The sequence below is a fragment of the [Ruminococcus] torques ATCC 27756 genome (genome assembly GCF_000153925.1).
Classification (GTDB): Bacteria; Bacillota; Clostridia; order Lachnospirales; family Lachnospiraceae; genus Mediterraneibacter; species Mediterraneibacter torques.
Genome location: NZ_DS264349.1, coordinates 136,153 through 157,346 on the forward strand (window position 1 = coordinate 136,153; position 21,194 = coordinate 157,346).

At 39.8% G+C, this 21,194-nt stretch carries 14 protein-coding genes, 2 pseudogenes and 1 other annotated feature; of the genes and pseudogenes, 15 read left to right on the plus strand and 1 reads right to left on the minus strand.

Going from position 1 to position 21,194, the window contains the following annotated elements:
- The first annotated feature begins 20 nt into the window (after positions 1–20).
- The 10 genes and pseudogenes from RUMTOR_RS06220 to RUMTOR_RS06260 all read left to right on the plus strand — a co-directional run bounded on the left by RUMTOR_RS06220 (position 21) and on the right by RUMTOR_RS06260 (position 13,524).
- Positions 21–491: a phage holin family protein gene (locus tag RUMTOR_RS06220; RefSeq protein WP_004846329.1), complete on the plus strand. Its 471-nt coding sequence runs from the start codon at positions 21–23 to the stop codon at positions 489–491.
- Between the two features lie 47 nt (positions 492–538).
- The gene (locus RUMTOR_RS06225; protein ID WP_004846330.1) at positions 539–1,513 is read left to right on the plus strand and encodes a peptidoglycan recognition protein family protein; all 975 of its coding nucleotides are present in this window, start codon (positions 539–541) and stop codon (positions 1,511–1,513) included.
- Between the two features lie 142 nt (positions 1,514–1,655).
- A pseudogene (locus RUMTOR_RS06230) lies at positions 1,656–2,042 on the plus strand (peptidoglycan-binding domain-containing protein); the annotation flags it as partial.
- 95 nt (positions 2,043–2,137) lie between these two features.
- Positions 2,138–2,390 (plus strand) — a binding site (T-box leader).
- Between the two features lie 63 nt (positions 2,391–2,453).
- Positions 2,454–4,886 carry a leucine--tRNA ligase gene (leuS, locus tag RUMTOR_RS06235; RefSeq protein WP_009320973.1) on the plus strand — a complete coding sequence of 811 codons (2,433 nt, stop codon included), beginning with the start codon at positions 2,454–2,456 and terminating at the stop codon, positions 4,884–4,886.
- A gap of 322 nt (positions 4,887–5,208) precedes the next feature.
- Complete coding sequence (locus RUMTOR_RS06240) at positions 5,209–5,673, plus strand: GNAT family N-acetyltransferase (protein ID WP_044998044.1); 465 nt, start codon at positions 5,209–5,211, stop codon at positions 5,671–5,673.
- Between the two features lie 149 nt (positions 5,674–5,822).
- Positions 5,823–6,029, plus strand: a pseudogene (locus RUMTOR_RS06245) (hypothetical protein); the annotation flags it as partial.
- A gap of 86 nt (positions 6,030–6,115) precedes the next feature.
- On the plus strand, positions 6,116–7,198 hold the full coding sequence (locus RUMTOR_RS06250) for a replication initiation factor domain-containing protein (RefSeq protein WP_044998045.1): 1,083 nt from the start codon (positions 6,116–6,118) through the stop codon (positions 7,196–7,198).
- Positions 7,199–7,244: 46 nt separating this feature from the next.
- Complete coding sequence (locus RUMTOR_RS12680; RefSeq protein ID WP_004614001.1) at positions 7,245–7,382, plus strand: hypothetical protein; 138 nt, start codon at positions 7,245–7,247, stop codon at positions 7,380–7,382.
- A gap of 82 nt (positions 7,383–7,464) precedes the next feature.
- Positions 7,465–8,667, plus strand: coding sequence for a tyrosine-type recombinase/integrase (locus RUMTOR_RS06255; protein WP_004846338.1), 1,203 nt, complete (start codon positions 7,465–7,467; stop codon positions 8,665–8,667).
- A 342-nt stretch (positions 8,668–9,009) separates the two neighbouring features.
- Positions 9,010–13,524, plus strand: coding sequence for a sialidase domain-containing protein (locus RUMTOR_RS06260; protein ID WP_004846339.1), 4,515 nt, complete (start codon positions 9,010–9,012; stop codon positions 13,522–13,524).
- An 82-nt stretch (positions 13,525–13,606) separates the two neighbouring features.
- On the opposite strand, the gene RUMTOR_RS06265 is transcribed toward RUMTOR_RS06260, so the two are convergent.
- Positions 13,607–14,596 (minus strand): helix-turn-helix domain-containing protein, encoded by a 990-nt coding sequence (locus RUMTOR_RS06265; protein WP_044998046.1) that lies wholly within the window; start codon positions 14,594–14,596, stop codon positions 13,607–13,609.
- A gap of 227 nt (positions 14,597–14,823) precedes the next feature.
- On the opposite strand from RUMTOR_RS06265, the gene RUMTOR_RS06270 reads away from it, so the two are divergent.
- The 5 genes from RUMTOR_RS06270 (at position 14,824) to RUMTOR_RS06290 (ending at position 21,127) form a co-directional block, all read left to right on the plus strand.
- Positions 14,824–16,593: an ABC transporter ATP-binding protein gene (locus RUMTOR_RS06270; protein WP_004846341.1), complete on the plus strand. Its 1,770-nt coding sequence runs from the start codon at positions 14,824–14,826 to the stop codon at positions 16,591–16,593.
- Positions 16,586–18,331: an ABC transporter ATP-binding protein gene (locus tag RUMTOR_RS06275; protein WP_004846342.1), complete on the plus strand. Its 1,746-nt coding sequence runs from the start codon at positions 16,586–16,588 to the stop codon at positions 18,329–18,331. The genes RUMTOR_RS06270 and RUMTOR_RS06275 overlap by 8 nt, the downstream gene beginning before the upstream one ends.
- 73 nt (positions 18,332–18,404) lie before the next feature.
- A complete protein-coding gene (locus RUMTOR_RS06280) occupies positions 18,405–19,013 on the plus strand; it encodes an MptD family putative ECF transporter S component (protein ID WP_004846343.1) in 609 nt (202 codons plus the stop codon).
- Between the two features lies 1 nt (position 19,014).
- A complete protein-coding gene (locus RUMTOR_RS06285; RefSeq protein ID WP_009243427.1) occupies positions 19,015–19,731 on the plus strand; it encodes an energy-coupling factor transporter transmembrane component T in 717 nt (238 codons plus the stop codon).
- Positions 19,718–21,127: an ABC transporter ATP-binding protein gene (locus tag RUMTOR_RS06290; RefSeq protein WP_004846345.1), complete on the plus strand. Its 1,410-nt coding sequence runs from the start codon at positions 19,718–19,720 to the stop codon at positions 21,125–21,127. The genes RUMTOR_RS06285 and RUMTOR_RS06290 overlap by 14 nt, the downstream gene beginning before the upstream one ends.
- Positions 21,128–21,194 lie beyond the last annotated feature (67 nt).

The window sequence follows — 21,194 nt, forward strand, 5'->3', positions numbered from 1 at the left end:
GAGAAAGGAAAGTGAGGAATATGAAAATGAATTATGCAGAAGCAATTATTGACGGATACAATGCGATTGCAGGAGCGATTGTGGCGGTGTTGTCCTACATATTAGGAGAGCACTGGATCTTATTTGCAGCCTTTTTGCTACTTAATGTAGCAGACTGGATAACCGGGTGGATGAAGAGCAAGATGGCCAACAAAGAAAACTCTGTCAGAGGCTGGAAAGGCGTCCTTAAGAAGTTGGGGTACTGGCTTATGATTATGGTTGCGTTTGGGGCATCGGCAATCTTTATCGAGATCGGTAAGGCGATCGGTGTAGATTTAGGGATCACTACATTGCTTGGATGGTTCGTACTGGCCAGCTTGCTTATAAATGAGATTCGCTCGATTTTGGAAAATTTCGTAGAAGCTGGATTTAACGTGCCGATTATATTGATTAAAGGTTTAGAGGTTGCAGACAAGGTCGTAAATAAAGATGGAGATTCAGAGGGCGAGTGATCGTCCTCTTTTGCGCCGGTGCAAATGCCGGAAGAAAGGAGAAGAACATGAGTATTTGTAGAGGAGTAGCAGGACTTAGAGGTGGAAATCCGAGAGGAATTTTTATTCACAACGATGCAGGATCACAAAATGCAAATGCAGCGTTTTACAGAAAATGGCTGCAAACGCATCCGTTAGAAAACGGATTTGCTCACGCTTATGTAGCTAGTGACGGGATCTTGTATGCGGAAGATGATGCCTACGCAGCATGGCACTGCGGGCAGACAGACGGAAACCGGAACTATTATTCGATCGAGGTCTGTCAGAGTATGGGGGATTTGGAAATCTTTAAGAAAAATGAAGAGAATGCGTTGAAGCTGGCAGCGCAGAAGTGTAAGCAGTACGGTATCGTTCCAAACACGAATACAATCCGGCTGCACAAGGAGGTGTATGCAACAGCGTGTCCGCACAGATCTGTAGAGATTCATGGGGGCACATCTGGCTGTAAAACATATTTTATTAATAAAATCCGTGAGTATATGGGAATGGACAAGTTGCCGGATGCTCCGGTTGTCAGTGGAGGCGGAAGCAGTGCAGCATCCGGTGATCCCGGCATTGTGTTTACTTATGGCGTTATGTTGACCGACGGAACAATCCTGCCCTTTGTGAATAACCTGTCTGATTTTGCAGGACTTCCGGGTCGTACAATCGCCGGTATCGCGATAAAGGTTAATAAAGGTACTGTAAAATACCGCGTGCATGTAAAGGGCAAGGGATGGTTACCTTACGTAACCGGATGTAACTGGTCTGACGCAAATAACGGCTATGCTGGATATCCGGGAGCTGTGATCGATGCCGTAGAGGTATATTATGATACTCCGGCGGATATTGTTGCAAAATATGGTTATCAAAAAGCGCAGTACAGAGTCGCTCCGATCGGCGGCGGTTACTATCCGTGGCAGTTCGACAATGAGACTGGAAATGGACAGGACGGACATGCCGGATGTTTTGGCATTGCGTTTGATAAATTTCAGCTGTACTAAAAAACATTTCCCCGGAGTATTAGCTCCGGGGAGAAATATTGTATCATCTTCATACATTATATAAAGAAGTAACAGTTGCAGGTTTTTACGTTAAGGATACCTTATAGGGATATAAAATAATTTGTATGTTGTTACGAAAAGGTTGACACAATGGGGGTCGAAGGAACTTGGAGATAAAGGTTTGACACCGATCGAGATTCTTCGTTATTTTTACGGAGATGACATGTATATTAATATTGCGCCGGAAATATCAGGTATTCCATCTTCGTGGCCGGGATATGTATTGGAGATCGGGTCAAGCGGAGAAAAGGTGAGGCAGATACAGGAGCAGTTGAATGTAATTGCGGGAGCGTATCCTGCGATACCTAAAATTACGGCAGACGGTATTTACGGTTCAAAAACGGCGGAATCGGTCAGAAAATTTCAGGAAGTGTTTCAACTGCCGCAAACGGGGAAAGTCGACTACAGTACATGGTATAAAATATCCGAAATTTATGTCGGCGTATCCAGAATCGCAGAGTTGACGTAACTTTGAAAAATCGAAAGTGATAGCGGAATCGGCATAGTTCCGGTGAAAATACCTTGACTTATTTTAATGACATATTTATAATGAATAAGGATATTGCAAAAACATGGAAGAGGAATAGTAGGAGTGTATCGTATTCAGAGAACTGCCGGTCGGTGCGAGGCAGAAACGTAAACTGTGAACTCACCTCGGAGTTCTTTCGTTGAACTTCAAGTAGACGAAAGCGGGAATTCCCGTTATAGAATGAATGAGTGCATTTGGTCGGATGAGGATACAGGAACAAAAAAGTTTTCCCGGTCCGGTCGGATGAACAAGAGTGGTACCACGGAAATAAGCCTTTTCGTCTCTTGAGTTTTCAGGAACGGAAGGCTTTCTTTTATGCGTAATATAACGATGAATGAAGGAGAGAAACATATGGGTACAAAGATAATGTATAATCACAAAGCGATTGAAAAAAAGTGGCGTGAAAAATGGGCGGAAAATTCGGTAAATCCAAGAGTGGATGATAACGGAAATAAAAAACAGAAGTATTACTGTCTTGACATGTTTCCGTATCCGTCAGGAAACGGTCTTCATGTCGGACATTGGAGAGGGTATGTAATTTCTGACGTATGGAGCCGTTATAAACTTCAGCAGGGATATTATATTGTACATCCGATGGGATGGGATGCATTCGGTCTGCCTGCTGAAAACTATGCGATCAAGATGGGAGTACATCCGGCGAAATCAACGGCGGAAAATGTGGCGAATATTAAACGTCAGATCAATGAGATCGCAGCGCTTTATGATTGGGACATGGAAGTCAACACGACAGATCCGAACTTTTATAAATGGACGCAGTGGATTTTCGTGAAGATGTTTAAAGAAGGACTTGCATATGAAAAAGAATTTCCGATCAACTGGTGTCCGTCCTGTAAGACCGGTTTGGCAAATGAAGAAGTTGTAAATGGCAAATGCGAGCGCTGCGGAGCGGAAGTCACGAAGAAAAATCTTCGTCAGTGGATGTTGAAGATCACAGCATATGCAGATCGGCTGTTAAATGATCTCGATAAGCTGGACTGGCCGGAAAAAGTAAAGAAGATGCAGGCTGACTGGATCGGAAAATCCTACGGAGCAGAAGTGGAGTTCCCTGTTGACGGAAGAGATGAGAAGATCACTGTTTATACGACAAGACCTGATACGCTTTACGGCGCGACATTTATGGTGCTTGCTCCTGAACATGAGATGGCGGCATCTCTTGCGACAGATGAGACAAGAGAAGCAGTGGAAAAATATATTTACGATGCGTCAATGAAATCAAACGTAGATCGTCTTCAGGACAAAGAGAAGACAGGCGTATTTACGGGAAGCTATGCAATCAATCCGCTTAGCGGAGCGAAGACACCGATCTGGCTGTCTGATTATGTATTGGCTGATTACGGTACAGGAGCGATTATGTGTGTTCCTGCTCATGATGATCGTGACTTTGAGTTTGCAAAAAAATTCAATATTCCTATTATTCAGGTAATTGCAAAAGACGGAAAAGAAATCGAAAATATGACAGAAGCTTATACAGAAGCTTCGGGAACAATGATCAACTCGGGCGAGTGGAATGGAATGGAATCGTCAGTGCTTAAAAAAGAAGCTCCGCACATTATAGAAGAGCGCGGATTCGGAAAAGCAACAGTCAACTTTAAACTGCGTGACTGGGTATTTTCACGTCAGCGTTACTGGGGAGAACCGATTCCGATCATTCACTGTCCTGACTGCGGTAATGTTCCGGTACCGGAAGAGGAACTTCCGCTTACGCTTCCGGACGTAGATTCCTATGAGCCGACAGGAACAGGAGAATCACCGCTTGCAGGAATTGAAGAATGGGTAAATTGTACATGTCCGGTATGTGGAAAACCTGCAAAGCGTGAGACAAATACGATGCCTCAATGGGCAGGATCTTCATGGTATTTCTTGCGTTATGTAGACAGTAAAAACGATAAAGAATTAGTGTCCAGAGAAAAAGCAGACGAGATGCTGCCGGTAGATATGTATATCGGAGGCGTAGAACATGCCGTGCTTCACCTTCTGTATTCTCGGTTTTATACAAAATTTTTGTATGATATCGGAGTAGTAGATTTTGACGAACCGTTCCACAAATTGTTCAATCAGGGAATGATCACCGGAAAGAACGGAATTAAGATGAGTAAATCAAAAGGAAATGTCGTTTCGCCGGATGCTCTTGTGAATGATTATGGATGCGACTCGTTAAGAATGTACGAGCTTTTTGTAGGACCGCCGGAGTTGGATGCGGAATGGGACGACAGAGGAATCGACGGAGTAAACCGTTTCCTGAAACGTCTTTGGAATCTGCTTATGGACAGTAAAGAAGCAGACGTTCAGCCGACAAAAGAGATGATAAAACTTCGCCATAAAATGGTTTATGATATTACAAATCGTCTGGAAAGTTTCAGTTTGAATACTGTAATTTCGGGATTTATGGAGTATAACAACAAGTTTATTGAAATGGCGAAAAAGGAAGGCGGAATTGATAAAGAAACATTAGAAACAATCGCGGTTCTTCTTTCTCCGTTTGCACCGCATTTTGCCGAAGAAATGTGGGAGCAGCTTGGCCATGGAGAAACAATTTTTAAAGCAGGATGGCCGTCATATGACGAAAGTGCAATGAAAGATGACGAGATTGAAGTGCCGGTACAGATTAACGGAAAGACAAGAGCTGTTATCAGTATTTCTGCCGATGCATCAAAAGATGAGGCAATCGCCGCCGGAAAAGAAGCGGTAGCCGATAAACTGACAGGTACGATCGTCAAAGAAATTTATGTACCGAAAAAAATAATCAATATCGTTCAGAAATAATTTGAGAAGAAAATCTCACAACAGAATAAAGTGCTTGGAAATATTGAAAAGTTCGCTGAAAATCAAGGTTTGCAGACATTTTTCTTCAAAGAAAAGGTATCGTAGAATACCGCAAAATATCGTAACAGATTTTTAAAATGGAGTAAATTTGGAGTAAAAGTTGAAAGAAAATGGAGTAAATATTTCAAGAAGATATGAAAGGAATGACGCAGATAGTAGAGATATTGTCTGCGTTATTTTTTTGATTATAATGGTGTAAATAATTACAAAGTATGATATTATGAGAAATAAACAAATTTTAAGTTGTAGGAGAGAATATAAGATGAACTTAACATATAAAAGAGCGACGCTTGAAGATATAGATATATTGGTAAAAACAAGAATAGAGGTATTAAAAGCCGCTAATAAACTTTGCGTTGATACTGATATGGGTGAAGTAGAAAGGCAATCTTATAGCTATTATCAAAAAGCTCTTTGCGATGGCTCTCATATTGCGTATTTGGTCTTTAATGGAAGTTGTTGTATTGGAACTGGTGGTGTTAGTTTTTTTCAAGTGATGCCGACCTATCATAATCCGAGCGGAAAAAAGGCGTACATAATGAATATGTATACTAATCCTAAGTACAGAAGAAAAGGGATTGCCTATAAAACATTAGATATGCTGATTAAAGACAGTAAGAGCAAAGGCATCTTTTCTATTTCATTAGAAGCGACAGATATGGGGCGACCATTATATGAAAAATACGGATTTATAAAAATGAATAATGAAATGGAATTACCAGAGTGACAACTTTCAGCTTGTAGCAGACAGTTTTTTGATAGGACTGTCTGCTTTTCCTCTTCAATCATAATTGATAGTAGTGGTATAAAATGGTTCATATCCATTGTGAAAAGACCATTTAGAACGGTGTAGATTGATTGTAAGCGTAGTAGGAGTTAAAACTTCATCTTGGAAGCATGAAGCTTGGGAACAGCGTGGATATTCGCTTGGAAGCAACGGAACTTCCGAAGATTGAGCCTTATGCGGTGGTGGAACTGGAAGAACCAGTATATGCTCCTTATGTGCAGAGAGGAAACTTTCCTGTATTAGTGGAGAAGATTACCTGTAAGGGTATCCGCCCTGTTGCAAACAAAAATATGTAGGCGGTCAAAGTTCCTGTCCTCATTCTGACGTACCAAACGGCAGGTTGAGGGCAGGGCAATGGCAACGCCATTGCAGATAAGGAGGTTTGATAAATTTGGAAGAAAGAAGCGGAAGTTTTCTTCCAGAACTCCCCTACACTAACAGGGGAGTAATACGACAGAAAGAAAAATTAAGTGCCTTGATAGACTGGTGTCAGATAACCGTTAAGGAAGTTCCGTTAGAAGCAGTTATAGAAGATGTACTGAGAATACCTTTGGAACTTATGACCGTAACGGGCTATGAAAAGGGGATTGCAGGACATGAGGTTGTGGCAATCTTCGATAATATCAAGGTGCTAAAGCCGACAGGAAACGCACAGTATCAGGGCTTTCAGATTTTGATGAGTGGGAAAGGCTGTCGCAACTATGAGAATTTTTTACAACTCAATGAGGAAACATGGTTTGATTTCTTAAACAGAGTTTGCCAGTATCATATCAATGTTCCTCGGATTGATTTGGCGATCGACGACAGAAAACCGTATTTGAGTATTCCCGATTTGATTGTACGGACAAAAGAGGGATTGCTTTCCACAAAACTAAGGGAGATAGATTTTCACGACTCGGGAGAACTGAAAGAAGAAGTGTTTCAGAGTAAAGGTGGAAGTCTTTATCTCGGCAGTTCAGCCAGTAATTTGAGATTGGTATTTTATGAAAAGGGATATGAACAGAATAAAAAATATGGAACAGAATTAGATGAAAATTGGAACAGATATGAATTGAGATTTCGGCAGGAAATGGCAGTAAGTGTAGTACAGGAATTATTGAAATATAGAGATGTGGCAGGACTGGCAATGGAAATATTGAACAGCAAAATACGATTTTTAGAAAAGCCGACAGATAGCATGACAACACGAAAAAGACTTTATCCAACCTATCAAGCGTGGGCGGAACTGATGAAAGATATAGGCAAGGTGAAACTTACCATGCAACCACAGAAGAAAAGTTTACAAAAGGTGTGGGAGTGGTTGGAAAAATATGTTGCCCCGTCTTTGAAACTGTTTGCAGAGGTTGGGAAGATAGAGCAGAGAGATTATATCGGTAATCTTGTGAAAAATGGAGAAATGAATATCACACAGAAGCAGTTGTATGATGATTACATAAAAGCAAGAAAATTAGGCGAAAGGGGGTAATCGTATCGAGAAAGCATTACTAAATATAAATGAATTTTGTGAGTATATGGGGATTGGGAAAACAAAGGCAAGAGAACTGTTGAACAATCCGAAAAATAGATTTACAGTACGCATTGGTAATCGGTTGTATGCAAATAAGAAATTACTTGATGAATGGCTGGAATATCAATGCAAAAGGGCTTGAAAAGAAAATGGGGTGTGGATATAATGAAAATTGAAATATTTACTTTACCATATTTCTTTCAGTAGAAGAAAGGAAAGTTGGTATGGGTAAAGATTTAAAAGGAAAAGAACTCGGTAAGGGAATTTCACAGAGAGCAGATGGACGCTATATTGCAAGATTTACAAGCAAAACAGGAAAACGTAAAACGCTTTATGATTTTAAACTGAATGAATTAAAACGGAAGTTGCGAGAAGCTGTTTATGAAGATGAACATGGTTTGAATGGCAACGGCGAAAGTATCACTTTAAACGCATGGTATGTAACGTGGACGGAGTTGTATAAGAAGAAAACAGTTAAAATGACTACGATATATAAAAACCACAGTTACTATAACGCAAGAGTGAAGAACTCTATCGGAAAGATGTATTTGCAGGACATTAAAACATATCATGTTCAAAAATTCATAAATGAATTGATAGATAGCGGTCTTGCACATGGAACGGTGTCGAACATCAGATTTATGCTGAGTGATATGTTTGATAAAGCAGTATTGAGTGAATATATTAGAAAAAATCCCTGTATTGCTGTGGAAATGCCCCCAAAAGTGAAAAAAGAAAGACGTGTATTAACAAGAGAGGAACAGAAGAAATTCTTTACATTTGCTTCTTCTTATATACATATCAATGTTCTAAAATTTGCTGTGACAACAGGTTGTCGGATTGGAGAAGTGCTTGGGCTGAAATGGGAAGATTGTGACTTTGAAAAAAGAGAAATTACAATCAATAAGACAATCCATTATTCAAAGGCTTCCAGTCCCGTTGAGGGTTCAAAGTTTTTCTATACGACTGCAAAAACCATATCCAGTAATCGTGTCATTCCTATGACAGATGAGGTGTATGAGATTTTGCAAAATCAGAAGATAAAGCAGACAGAACAGAAGATGTGGAAACGCTCGATATGGAAACAGCATAAAGAATTTCAAAATTTGGTATTTACCTGTTCGGACGGTTCGCCAGTTTATTATTACAACGTCAATAGTGCAATCAAAGACTATGTGGCAAAAATCAACGTGATAGAGATTGAACTGGCAAAGGAAGAAAAGAGAGAGCCGAAGATATTTGAACTGTTTACCTGTCATACTCTGCGACATACATACGCTACAAGGTGTTATGAAAATGGAGTAGACCAACAGGTAGTGCAGAAACTCTTAGGTCACTCTACGTTGGCAATGACAACCGATTTATACACGCACGTTTCAGAAGAAAAGAAAAAAGAAGAAGTAGCCGAACTGAAAATATTGGCTTAAAATTGGAGTAAAAATGGAGTAAATTAGAAGATAGATAGCGAAAAACAGCGTAAAATCAACATTTTCGAGTAGATATAAATATTGTGCAGAAGTAGGTCATGTGAATAGAATCACCGGAAGATGCTTTTTGGCACTTCCGGTGATTTTTGATATTGGGAGTTATGTCTTTTGAAGTGATATATATATCAACTTGATTATGCAAAATAACATCAAATGTTCCGTATTATACAAAAAGTAAAAATAAAAGCAACATTTTTGCACAAAAAAGAAAACGAAAACATGCTATAATTTGTAATATATTTCATTGAAAGAAGGAGAGATGAGCATGAAAGAAAAAAAATAATGGCGGTCCTTTTGGCACTCGCTATGGTGACCCAAGGCGCCATGCCTGTTTTTGCTCAAAATGAAGGTGCGGAAGGAATTGAGACAGCGGCAGATGCAGAAACGGCAAAAATTTTGTGCAAGGAGTATTTGAGTGAAGAACAGCAGATTCAAGGCATTGATCAACGTTTTGAAATACCACAAGAAGACGTGTCTTTTGTAAACGATTTGGGAAGTGGTACGATCACGCTGAGTTTTAAGACAGGCAGTACTAATTTGCAGGCGCTGGCCGCGATCAACGGAGACAAGCATGCGAATCATTACATGTCTTTGTATATCAGCGGCGGAAATAAAATCGGCTTTGAATTCCGTAAAAACGCAACTGTAAATGATCACAGAAATTTTACGGTAGATAATGTGAATCTTGCGGATAATCAGTGGCATACGATCACGCTTGCGGTAGAAAAGGACAGTTATTATAAAGTATATCTGGATCAAAAACTTGTACAGAAGTGGGAAGTTGACGAGACTAATTTTGTTGATAAAATGGAGTGGGAACCGACTTCAGTGACATTTGGAGGCGCAAAACGGATTTCGGGAAACAGTTATCCTTTTACCGGAAGTATCAAGCAGGTAAAACTGTATAATGAAGCGGCTTCCGAAGATCAGATCCTGGCAGATCACGGTGCAGTTTCTGTAGGAACACCGATTTTTACTTATCAGAGAAAAACTTTTGACGGAACAGAAGGAAAGATGGTTCAGCTTCCGGAGCAAAAAGAGACAATTTCCGGATTGAAAAAAGGAACGTTTTCTTTTGCATATCGCTTGAACGAGGCGGCTGTAGGCAAAACGATTTACGGATTATTATCGCTGTCGAACAGCAATGCGGATAAAGAGTACGGAGCGCTTTATATTAAGCCGAAGGACAATCGGATCGGATATGAAGTGCAGGGAAAAGGGGATAAATATATTACGCTCAAAGACGGAAAATCTGTCAATAATGTCCAGTGGCATACGGTGACATATGCCTTTGACGGCACACATGCAGAGTTTTACTTAGACGGAGCATCCATCGGAAAATTCGAGACAACGCATTTGCTGAAGGGAGATTGGACTCCGGATATGGTTACGCTTGGCGGAATCAGCAGAACGAATAAGACGCCGGGCGCGAAATGGCCGTTCTACGGAACGATCGACAGCGTCAATGTGTTTGATGAAACGTTAAATGCGGAACAGGTTATGGAGCTTCATAGACGTACTTTGCCGCAGGATGAACCGGAATACGGAGAGAACGTCTATAAGACAGGCGAGTACGGTATTTATGATATGGGCGATTATGATTCTTATAATTACCGTATTCCCGCAATGGTTACAACGAGCAAAGGAACTCTGATCGCAGCAGCCGATCAAAGAAATACACATTGGTCCGACTGGGGAAATATTGATACAGTTGTCAGAAGAAGTACAGATAACGGACTGACATGGGAAGAGCCGATCGATGTAATCGATCTGAAATCACAATCCTATTTTAACGGCACACAATCTGCGTATACGATTGACCCGGCATTGATCGCAGAGGGCGAAAACGGAAAGAATCCGGGGCGTGTCTGGATGCTTGTAGATATGATGCCGGAATCGACGAATGGAAGCCAGGGTACATATTCGATCAAAGAAACGGGAACAGGCTATGTGAAAGTAGATGGAAAAGATTATCTGGCGCTTTATGATAAAGACAATAATCAATATACGCTTCGAGAGAACGGAGAAGTATTTGATAAGGAGAATCGCAAAACCGATTATGTGGTAAAACAGTTTGAAGGAAATGATAAACAAGGATACCACGAAAAAGGCGATCTGTATCAATCCGGTAAATATGTGGGAAATATTTATCTGAGAAGCGCTTCTAAGAACAACGATTCCGCTCCGCTTCATCCTAAGCAGACATGCTATTTGTGGCTAAGTTATAGCGATGACGACGGTATGACGTGGAGCGAACCGGTAGACATTACGCCGCAGGTAAAAGAAGACTGGATGAGATTTTGCGGTGTCGGTCCTGGATTCGGAGTTCAGCTTCGGTATGATGAAAAGCATCCGGGAAGACTTATATTCCCGATTTATTATACGATTGCCGGAAGCGGTATAGGATTCCAGTCTTCGGCTTGTGTTTACAGTGATGACGGCGGAAAAACATGGCATAGAGGAGAATCTCCGAATGACGGAAGAATCAACAAAGACGGACAGGAGACTTCTTCGCAAAATCCGGTCGGCATCAGTGAACTGACAGAAAGTCAGATCATTGAACTAAGCAGCGGAAATTTGCTTCAGTTTATGAGAAATACACGCGGAAACGGAAAAGTTGTTGTTTCAAGAAGTACAGACGGAGGAGCGACATGGAGTGATCCGATCGATACAACGGCGCCGGAAGTATACTGTCAGTTATCTGTTTTATATTATGATAAAAACGGAACAGGCGGCAAAGACAGAGTGATCATGTCGAATCCGGGAGGGACAGGAAGAAATAACGGAACATTGCGAATCGGAGAAGTGACAGAAACAAAGGATAGTTTTTCTGTAGACTGGGTAGAAGAAAAAATGTTCTGTCCTAATAATTACGCATATTCTTGTCTGACAAAAATGAAAGACGGAAATATGGGACTTCTCTATGAACATCAGAATACGATCAAATTTACTGCGTTTAATTTAGAGTATATTAAAGATGAAGTGAATTTATTGAGTCCGACGATTACAGCTGTTACATACAAAGTGGAAAAAACAGACGATCACGCTTATACGCTCCCGGGAGATAAATATGTGATCACAGTGAAAACAGATCAGAATGTCACTGTGCAAGGAACACCGAAATTCAGATTTATGTTAAATGGTAAAGGCCGTTATGCAAACTATGTATCCGGTGGGAATGACGACAAGGAGTTAGTATTTGAATACACTGTACAAAAAGGCGATGAAGGAACTATTCAGTTTAAAGGACCAAAAATTATCTGCGATGAAACAGGCACAGTAAAAAATGCAAATGATTTGTGCGTAAGTTCGGGAGATATGGATGTTAAAATGGGATACATCGGAGTAGATCCTTCGGATGCGGCAAGAGATATTGCGACAGATCAGATGAGCGCTGCGGCAGGTTCGGCTCAATCGGGTCAGGAGGCGTCGAATGTTCTGGACGGAAAAGCGGATACATTGTGGCATACAAAATGGAGCGCCGGTCACGGACGCGAAAAACATTGGATTCAGTTTGAACTGAAAGACTTTTATTTGATCGACGGAATCCGTTATCAGCCGCGGCCTTCGGGAGGAACAAACGGTATTATTACGGAATACAAAGTGGAAGTAAGTAATGACGGCGTTCACTTTGAACAGGCGGCAACAGGAACATGGGACGCGAACGCTGCATGGAAACTGGCTTCATTTGAGCCGGTATGTGCAAAATATGTGCGTTTGACATCTTTGGATGCAATCAGTGTGGAGGCGGATAATGATTATGCTTCGGCAGCGGAAATCCGCCTTACAGGAACAAAAACAGAGAAACCTCCGGTTGCCGAAGCGGATAAGAAGTCTCTGGGAGCTGCGATTGCGTATACGAAAGATGTAAAAACAAAGCCTGAATACCAATATGTTGTGCCGATCGTAAAACAGAAATTAGACGAGGCGCTTGAAGCGGCTGAAACTGTTTTTGCAAATGAAGCCGCAACACAGGGAGAAGTTGACAAGGCAGAAGCTGATCTTAAAAAAATGCTTGAATATTTGTCTTTTACAGGAGATGCAAAATTGCTCAGAGAGCTGGTAGATATTGCAAAAGAAATCAATACAGATATTTATACAGAGCAGAGTGCGAATGCGTTTAAAGAAGCGCTTGAAGAAGCGGAAGCTGTGCTTGCCAATGAAAATGCGCTGCAGGATGAACTTGACGCGGCTCATAAAAAATTACAAGAGGCAATGGATGGATTGAAAGTGATACCTGTGGATAAATCACAGCTTCGGAAACTTGTAGACGATTCGCGGAAATATGTAGAAAAACTGAATGAGTATACAGCCCAAAGCGGTCAGATTTTTATGGGAGCATTTGAGGCGGCTGAAAATATTTTAGAAAAACAGGACGCGACAAAAGAGGAAGTGGATCAGGCGTGTGCAAATCTTCGCAATGCAGTCTTTGGATTGAGGTTGATACCGAGCAAAGAAAAACTGGAAGAATTGATCCAAAGTGCAGAACAGATCGATGTGAAGCTTTACACAGAAGAAAGCGCAGAAAACTTCATGTCGGCATTAGCGAAAGCAAAAGAGGTATTTGCAGACGAGGACGCAACGAAAGCGGAAGTAGAAGATGCAGAACAGGCACTTGCAAAAGCAATCGACGAATTGAAATTAAAAGAAGTCGGAAAAGAAGACAAAGAAAAGAATGCAGGCGCTGTTAAAACAGGCGATAGTTCAACTCCGATTTTATTTGCAGTGATTGCGGTATTAAGCGCGGGAACGATATTTTTTGTACGGAAAAAAGAAGAAAAGAAATTTACATGCTGAAAAAAATAATTAGTGACATGCAGAAGTAAGTTCTATAAACAGAATCACCGGATGTGCCTGTTGGCACTTCCGGTGATTTTGTTTATAGAGTGATTCTTCCGCATCCTAAAGTGTGTGTGCTTTTTTCGGAAAGCTTTCTGACGTCGCGGGGATATATCCCTTTAAACTTTTTGAAACAAGAGCTGAATTTACTGTGGGATGAATAACCTACAGATTCGGAAATTTCTTTAATGCTAAGGGAAGTGTTAAGCAGCAGCGTTTCCGCCATGTTCACACGCCTTCTTTGAGAATATTCCGTAATACTAAGCTGATATTTTTGCTTGAATAATTTTTTTAATTTTGTTCCGCTCATTGAGGCGACTTTTTCAAGGGTCTGCTGAGAAACGTCGAGCGCGTAATGATCGTCTAAGTAATTTGCCACATCTTTTAATGCTTTGTCATCGTCTTTTGAAATACGAACATCTTTATTGTTGAAAAAAGCGTTTATAGTCAAGCTAAGCCATTCTTTTGCCTTTGCCTCAAAAAACAGCTCTGCGGCAGGAGACTTCATTTTGCAGTTTAATATTTCTTTCGCTAACGGTGCAAACGATTTGATGATTGCCGGATTGAAAGAGGTGAATATATCTGAATAAGAAATATTTTTTTCTTTTTTCAAAGAATATAGATACTCTTCGATCATTTCTTTTTTGAAACTGATTCCTACGCTTAAATATGGGAAATTACTGTGCAAAAGAAATTTATAATCTTTGTGCATATTTTCCACATCGACAATATGGAGAGAGCCTGCAGACAACGTCTGATAAGGACTAAAGCTTTCGCCGTTTCCGGTAATGATATAGGAAGAAGAAAACGACATAAATTGATCCATATTAAGAGCAGACGAGTAGACAATATCCTTTTTTATAAAAAAGTCATGTATCTCGACGATAAAAGAATCCGTTTCATAAAACCAATAACAGCCTTCTGCTTCCTCTCTGCAAACGCAGAAAGTAGTTCCGATATTACAGTATTTTGATTTTTCTTTACAGGAATCAGTTCCTAAGTAGTTTTTAACAAATTCGTAGTAGTTCATTATAATTTTCTCCGCTTTCATGCAAAAACAAATATCCCGATTAGACGTTATCCCTTTTGGACTAAAAACTCTAAGTTTATTGTAACACAATAATTAAACTGATACAATACTGATTGTAGCAACCGGAAATTAGTTTTAAAAACAAAAAAAGACTAAATGGGATAAAATTATCAAATCTGAAATCCGAAAAGATTTTGTTGATTTGAGCGTGAAAGGAGAGGATTAGGATGAAAAAAGAAAAGAAAAAGTCTGTTTTAACAAGAATCATACCTTATGCAGGGAAAAGAAAATACATGCTTTTTTTGGCAATGGCTTTTTCGGCTTTGTCGGGAATCCTGTTGCTGATGCCTATGTGGTATATTCACAATATTATAAAAAATGTGATCTTGAATGGAAATGTAAATTACACCATGATAAGAGAAAATATAGCATATGCGGTAATATTTCCTTGTGTAGGACTTGGTTTATATGTTTTGGCAGGAATTTTTTCACACCTTTTTGCATTTGAAGTTGAAGAAAATATTATAAAGATCAGTGTGAAAAAACTGTTAGATAAACCGTTGGGGTATTTTATGAACAAAGAAAGCGGGAAACTGCGCGGGATCATTATAAACGGCGCAGGTGAAACGCACAATGTCTTGGCGCATCAGCTCCCGGACATTGCCTCGACATTTGTTTCTCCGGTTGTCATATTAGTCTTTTTGTTTTTATTTGACTGGAGGTTAGGATTGACAAGTCTTATCCCTGTTTTTATCGGCCTTATTTTTATGGCGACAATGCTGACTGCTCAAGGGAAGAAAAACAGAGAAGAATACTATAAACAGATCAATACATTGTCTGCCGAGACAGTTGAATATGTCAGAGGAATCCCGGTAGTAAAAACATTCGGTCAGAGCGTGGAAAGTTTTAAGCGTCTTTATACTTCTATTATTGTTATGAAGGACAGCGTCTTGAAAATGACTATGGGATACAGAAATAAAATGTCTATGTTTGAAGCGACTTCGGGTTCGACGGCGTTTTTTCTTGTTCCGGCTGCTTTGTTTATTATTGCAGCGGGAGAAAATCCGCATGAAGTTGTCGCTGATTCGATCATATACTTTTTGATCGGACCGATTTTCGGAGTTCTTATTATGCGTACTGCGACAATCAGTCAATATCTTTATTTTGCAGAACTGGCTCTTGATAAAATAGAAGATATTCTTGAGTATGATGAGATGGCTTACGGGAAAGAAGATCAGACGACAGGCGGGATCGAATTTAAAAACGTTTCTTTTTCTTACGGAAGTGAAAAAGTATTAGATAACATTTCTTTCAAAGTAAATCGAGGTGAAACAGTGGCGCTGGTCGGACGTTCGGGAAGCGGAAAGACGACAATCGCCCGTCTTGCCGCAAGATTTTACGATGCAGATGAAGGGGAAGTTTTATTGGGCGGAAGCAATATAAAAGAATATGATAAAACTTCGCTTATGCGGAAAATTTCATTTGTGTTTCAAAATGCAAGGCTTTTTAAAATGAGCCTGAGAGAAAATCTTCTGTGTGGGAAGGAAGATGCCATTGATAAAGAGATTGAACAGGCGCTTTTTGATGCGGGAGCAAAAGAGATTGTGGACGGTCTAAAAGATGGATTGGAGACAGTGTATGGAACGAAAGGTACATATTTTTCAGGAGGAGAAGCGCAGCGGCTCGTGATCGCCAGAGCTTTTTTAAAGGATGCGGAATATGTGATACTGGATGAAGCCACCGCTTTTGCAGATCCTGAAAATGAACGCATTATACAGGAATCTTTCAAAAAGTTAGCTGAAAATAAAACGACATTGCTGATTGCACATCGGCTTTCGACAGTTGTAAATGCAGACAAAATTCTCGTAATCGAAAAGGGGCGTATTGCAGAAGAAGGAAAACACGAAGCGCTTTTAGAAAAAAACGGAATATACAAGTCGCTTTGGGACGAATACCGGAGATCTGTCAACTGGAAGATTGGAGGTAAAAATGATTAATTATTTTATGAAAAAATATGCGATGTCGCAGACTGGAGCAAACAATTTAAGAAAAGCTGTTTTTTCCCGTACGATTTTAAATTTGACGAAGATGTTTCCGCCGATGATTGCATTTATGTTTATATTTCAATCGCTAAGCGATATGGATACTGCGGAAGAGGCGATAGCATTAACACCACAAAATTATGTACTTATTATATTGGCAATGCTTTTTGTTATGTTTTTTGTTGCAAGATGGGACTATACCCGTCTATATACGAACGTTTACAGTGAGAGCGCAAATGTCAGAGTCGATATTGCCAATAGATTGAAAAAATTACCGTTATCGTATTTTGGAAAAAGAAACATATCAGATTTGGCTGCGACGATGATGGGAGATATGTCGCTGTATGAAGAAATTTTTTCTCATGCAGTTCCGCATATATATGCTACCGGGATTTCAACAACGATCATTTCTGTTTTGATTCTTAACTATAATTTGAAACTTGGTCTGGCAGCGCTTTGGGTGATCCCCGTTTCTCTTTTGATTTTCTTTTTATCAAAAAATAAGAGAAAGAAAAGTAATGAAAAATGGGTAGAACAAAACAGAGAGGTACTTGATGATCTTCAGGAAACGATAGAACAGATTCAGGAGATAAAATCCTATAACATGGAAGAAAAAGCAAAAAAGCAATTTTTTGAAAAATTACAGAAAAGCACAAAATTAAAAGGCACTATTGAAATTGTAACAGGTGTCGCAGTGGCTTTTTCGGGAATGCTTCTGAAAATGGGAATCGTAACAGTGGCAGTTACAGGCGCGCAAATGCTTTTGGCAGGGGAAATTAATATCTTCGTATATATCGTATTTCTTATCATGACTGCAAGTATCTATCTTCCGATAGAAGGGATCATAGCCTTTATGGGGATGATCGATATGCTTGACAGTGTTGTAGGCAGAATAAAAGAAATAAAAACGATGCCGATCCAAGAGGGGGAATCAAAGTTTCATCCGAAAAATTATGATATAGAATTTAAAGACGTTTCATTTGGATATGAGGATTATTCGGTTGTCAGGAATGTAAGTTTTACGGCAAAACAAGGAGAGGTAACGGCGCTCATCGGGGCATCCGGAAGTGGAAAGACTACTCTTACAAAGCTTGCCGCAAGATTTTGGGATATTAATAAAGGAAAGATCTTGCTGGGAGGAGAGGACATAAGTAAAGTAGATCCTGAAGCGCTGCTGAAGAACTTTTCTATTGTTTTTCAGGAGGTAGTGTTATTTAACACAAGTATCAAAGAGAATATAAGGATCGGGAAAAAAGGTGCGACAGATGCTGAAATTTTTGAGGCGGCTAAAATAGCAAGATGCGATGAATTTATCGAAAAAATGCCAAATGGAATAGAGACTGTAATAGGTGAAAACGGAGAACGGCTTTCAGGAGGGGAAAGGCAAAGAATTTCCATTGCACGAGCCATACTGAAAGATGCTCCGATCATATTGATGGATGAAGCAACCGCATCTTTAGATGTTGAAAATGAAAGTCTTATTCAGGAGGCGTTGTCGGAGCTGATCAGAGAAAAAACAGTGATTGTGATAGCTCACAGAATGAGAACGATCCGAAGCGCTGATAAAATCGTTCTTCTGAACAACGGAGAAATCGAGGCGATAGGAAATGATAAAGAAATGTATGAACGGTCGGCCGCATATAGAAAAATGCTATCCGATTCTAAAATAGAACAAACAGTTACAGTTAATTAAAGCTATTATCCGAAGTGGATTTATTTGATACTGCAATGCTTAACATGATTCGTATAGTTGGGAGAAAAAGATAATGGATAAAAAAGAAAAAACAGGCGTACTAAATGTGAGAGACTTGGTAAATGTCGGATTATTTTCCGTGTTGATTTTTATTGCTACGTTTCTTTCTGGGATGATCGGTTTTATTCCGGTCTTAATGCCGGTCGTTCCGTTCGTTTATGGGATTGTGTCAGGGCCGGTATACATGCTTTATTTTACGAAGATTAAAAAAGCAGGGATGCTTTTCATTCAGACGATCGTAGTAACACTTGCATTTGTGGCAACCGGACATGGACCGTGGGTACTGCTTACGGCAGTTATCGGCGGTTTACTGGGAGAAGTTGTCCTAAGGAATGGACGGTATAAAAGTGTAAAGCATGCAAGACTTGCTTTCAGCGTACAGTCCATATATGGACTTGGAAACTGGCTTCCGATTTATTTTGCGAGAGATGCCTATATCCGGCAGATGCTTGATATGGGGTACGGGGAAGAATATACACAAAAAATGATGAGTGTTTTGCCGAACTGGACGCTTCCGCTGATTGTGATTTTAGGAATGCTCGGCGCGTACATAGGCTGCACGATAGGCATAAGAATGTTGAAGAAACATTTTGTAAAAGCAGGCATGGCAGAGGAGGCATAGCGTGCACAGTGAAAAATTTAAACTGGATTTTCGGACGAAAATGTTGATGTCATTGTGTCTTTCGTATACTCTGATCCTGGGAAATATACAAACGAAATTTTCGATTGTGGCGGCAGCTTATTCGCTGCTGCCATATGTATTTTTACTCTTGAACAGGGAAAAGAAAGCGGCGGTAAAAGGAATCCTGTTTATTATGGCTGCTTACATCATTCAAAAAGAATGGGTGTTTTCAGCCGGTGGTTTTTTGGGATCTTTATTTCTTTTTATTACGATGATGTTTTTGCGGCTTCTTCCGGGATTTGTGATGGCGAGATTTGCTCTTGCTTCATCTACAATGAGCCATATGACGTCAGCGCTTAAAAAAATGCATTTTCCGGTTGTGTTGATCATCCCGATTACGGTTATGGCAAGATTTTTTCATACGGCGAGAGAAGATTATAATCAGGTAAAAGACGCAATGTATTTACATGGTCTTACAAACAGACGCCTCTTTTTTCATCCTGTAAAGCTTTTTGAATACAGAATGGTTCCATTATTTATGGTGCTTACAAAAACAGCAGATGATGTTGCCGTATCGGCGATGACGCGAGGACTGAAAATCCATGGGAAAAGAACGTATATCGGCGAAAGCAGGTTTTGTATGAGAGACTACATTTGTTTTTTGCTTATGCTCGTGTTGATAGGATTTTATATAGGAGGGAAATATGTTTGCGTGTAGAAATTTAAATCTGTCATATAAAGGAAACAAAATACTAAAAGATATACATTTTCATATTCCTGAAGGAACGGTTTTTTGTATAACGGGAGAATCCGGATCCGGCAAAAGCAGTTTATTAAAAGTAATCAATGGGATAATCCCTGAGATTACCGAGGCGGAAATTTCAGGAGAAATAAAATTAAACGATATGCGGTTAAATGAGATGGATATTGCACAGAGAAGCCGGTATATTTCGACCGTATATCAAAATCCGAAAACACAGTTTTATTGCGTTGAGTCTACGGATGAACTGGCGTTTCCTTTGGAAAACAGAAATCTGCCGAAGGATGAGATGGTTAAGATAATAAAAAAATATACGGAGCTGCTCGATACGGAAAAGCTTTTAAACAGAAATATTTTTTCACTGTCAGGCGGAGAAAAGCAGCTTATGGCAATTACAAGTGTGATGACGATGGACAATCAAGTATATCTTTTCGATGAGCCGTCGGCTTCTTTGGATCATCATTCGATCGGTCTTTTGAAAAAATGCATCGCCGAGCTGAAACGAAAAGGGAAAATCGTGATAATTGCCGAACACAGACTGTATTATCTGAAAGAGATCATGGATTATCTGGCTGTTTTAAAAGAAGGAAAACTGGAAATGATCTCTGTGGAAGACTTAGATCATGACAAGATCTGCAGACTGAAGGAGACGTATGCCTTAAGGAGTTTTGAAGAAATCAGGAAAGAAGAGCTGTTATCGGATAATCCCTGCTATCAGATCCAGATGCTGAACAAAACGAAAAACGGAGAAAAGGATAAGAATATTTTAAAATGTAAAAATTTTGCACAAAGCTTTAAAAATACGAAAATCATGGATATCGGGGAAATCGGATTTTCGGAAGGAATATATTTTATTATAGGAGAGAATGGAGTCGGGAAGTCCACATTCATTAAAAAGATGGCAAAACTGCTGAAAGGAAAAGGAAAATCTTTTTACTGCGGGAATGAAATAAAAAGATCTTATGAATATATCTCCATGGTGATGCAGGATGTAAATTATCAGATATTCACAGAATCTGTATGGTCGGAAATATCCATCGTCAGTCAGGACGATGCAAAAAAGGAGCGGGTGTTGAAAGAGTTGATGCTTTATGACAAGAAAGACAGTCATCCACAATCTTTGTCCGGAGGAGAAAAGCAAAGACTTATGATCGCACTCGCTATAGTAAGTTTGAAACCGATCGTGATATTAGACGAGCCGACAAGCGGGCTTTGTAAAGGGCAGATGGCGTCCACTGTCAAATATTTACAAAAGATGAAAGAAGAAGGAAAAACAGTAATTGTAATAACTCACGATTATGAATTTATAAAGGAATGTAAAGGAGTTGTCTATGAATTTTTAAATACAATTTAAATACAAACTTTTTGTAAATATTGGACTTTCAGGAATTAATAAGAAAAATATTGTTATGTACATGGAG

Bases quoted from the DNA above. Each gene is read 5' to 3' on its own strand.
- RUMTOR_RS12680 (WP_004614001.1), top strand. From the start codon at position 7,245: ATGGGGATTGGGAAAACAAAGGCAAGAGAACTGTTGAACAATCCGAAA.
- RUMTOR_RS06270 (WP_004846341.1), top strand. From the start codon at position 14,824: ATGAAAAAAGAAAAGAAAAAGTCTGTTTTAACAAGAATCATACCTTAT.
- RUMTOR_RS06260 (WP_004846339.1), top strand. From the start codon at position 9,010: ATGGCGGTCCTTTTGGCACTCGCTATGGTGACCCAAGGCGCCATGCCT.
- RUMTOR_RS06255 (WP_004846338.1), top strand. From the start codon at position 7,465: ATGGGTAAAGATTTAAAAGGAAAAGAACTCGGTAAGGGAATTTCACAG.
- RUMTOR_RS06290 (WP_004846345.1), top strand. From the start codon at position 19,718: ATGTTTGCGTGTAGAAATTTAAATCTGTCATATAAAGGAAACAAAATA.
- leuS (WP_009320973.1), top strand. From the start codon at position 2,454: ATGGGTACAAAGATAATGTATAATCACAAAGCGATTGAAAAAAAGTGG.
- RUMTOR_RS06225 (WP_004846330.1), top strand. From the start codon at position 539: ATGAGTATTTGTAGAGGAGTAGCAGGACTTAGAGGTGGAAATCCGAGA.
- RUMTOR_RS06275 (WP_004846342.1), top strand. From the start codon at position 16,586: ATGATTAATTATTTTATGAAAAAATATGCGATGTCGCAGACTGGAGCA.
- RUMTOR_RS06265 (WP_044998046.1), bottom strand. From the start codon at position 14,596: ATGAACTACTACGAATTTGTTAAAAACTACTTAGGAACTGATTCCTGT.
- RUMTOR_RS06280 (WP_004846343.1), top strand. From the start codon at position 18,405: ATGGATAAAAAAGAAAAAACAGGCGTACTAAATGTGAGAGACTTGGTA.
- RUMTOR_RS06220 (WP_004846329.1), top strand. From the start codon at position 21: ATGAAAATGAATTATGCAGAAGCAATTATTGACGGATACAATGCGATT.
- RUMTOR_RS06240 (WP_044998044.1), top strand. From the start codon at position 5,209: ATGAACTTAACATATAAAAGAGCGACGCTTGAAGATATAGATATATTG.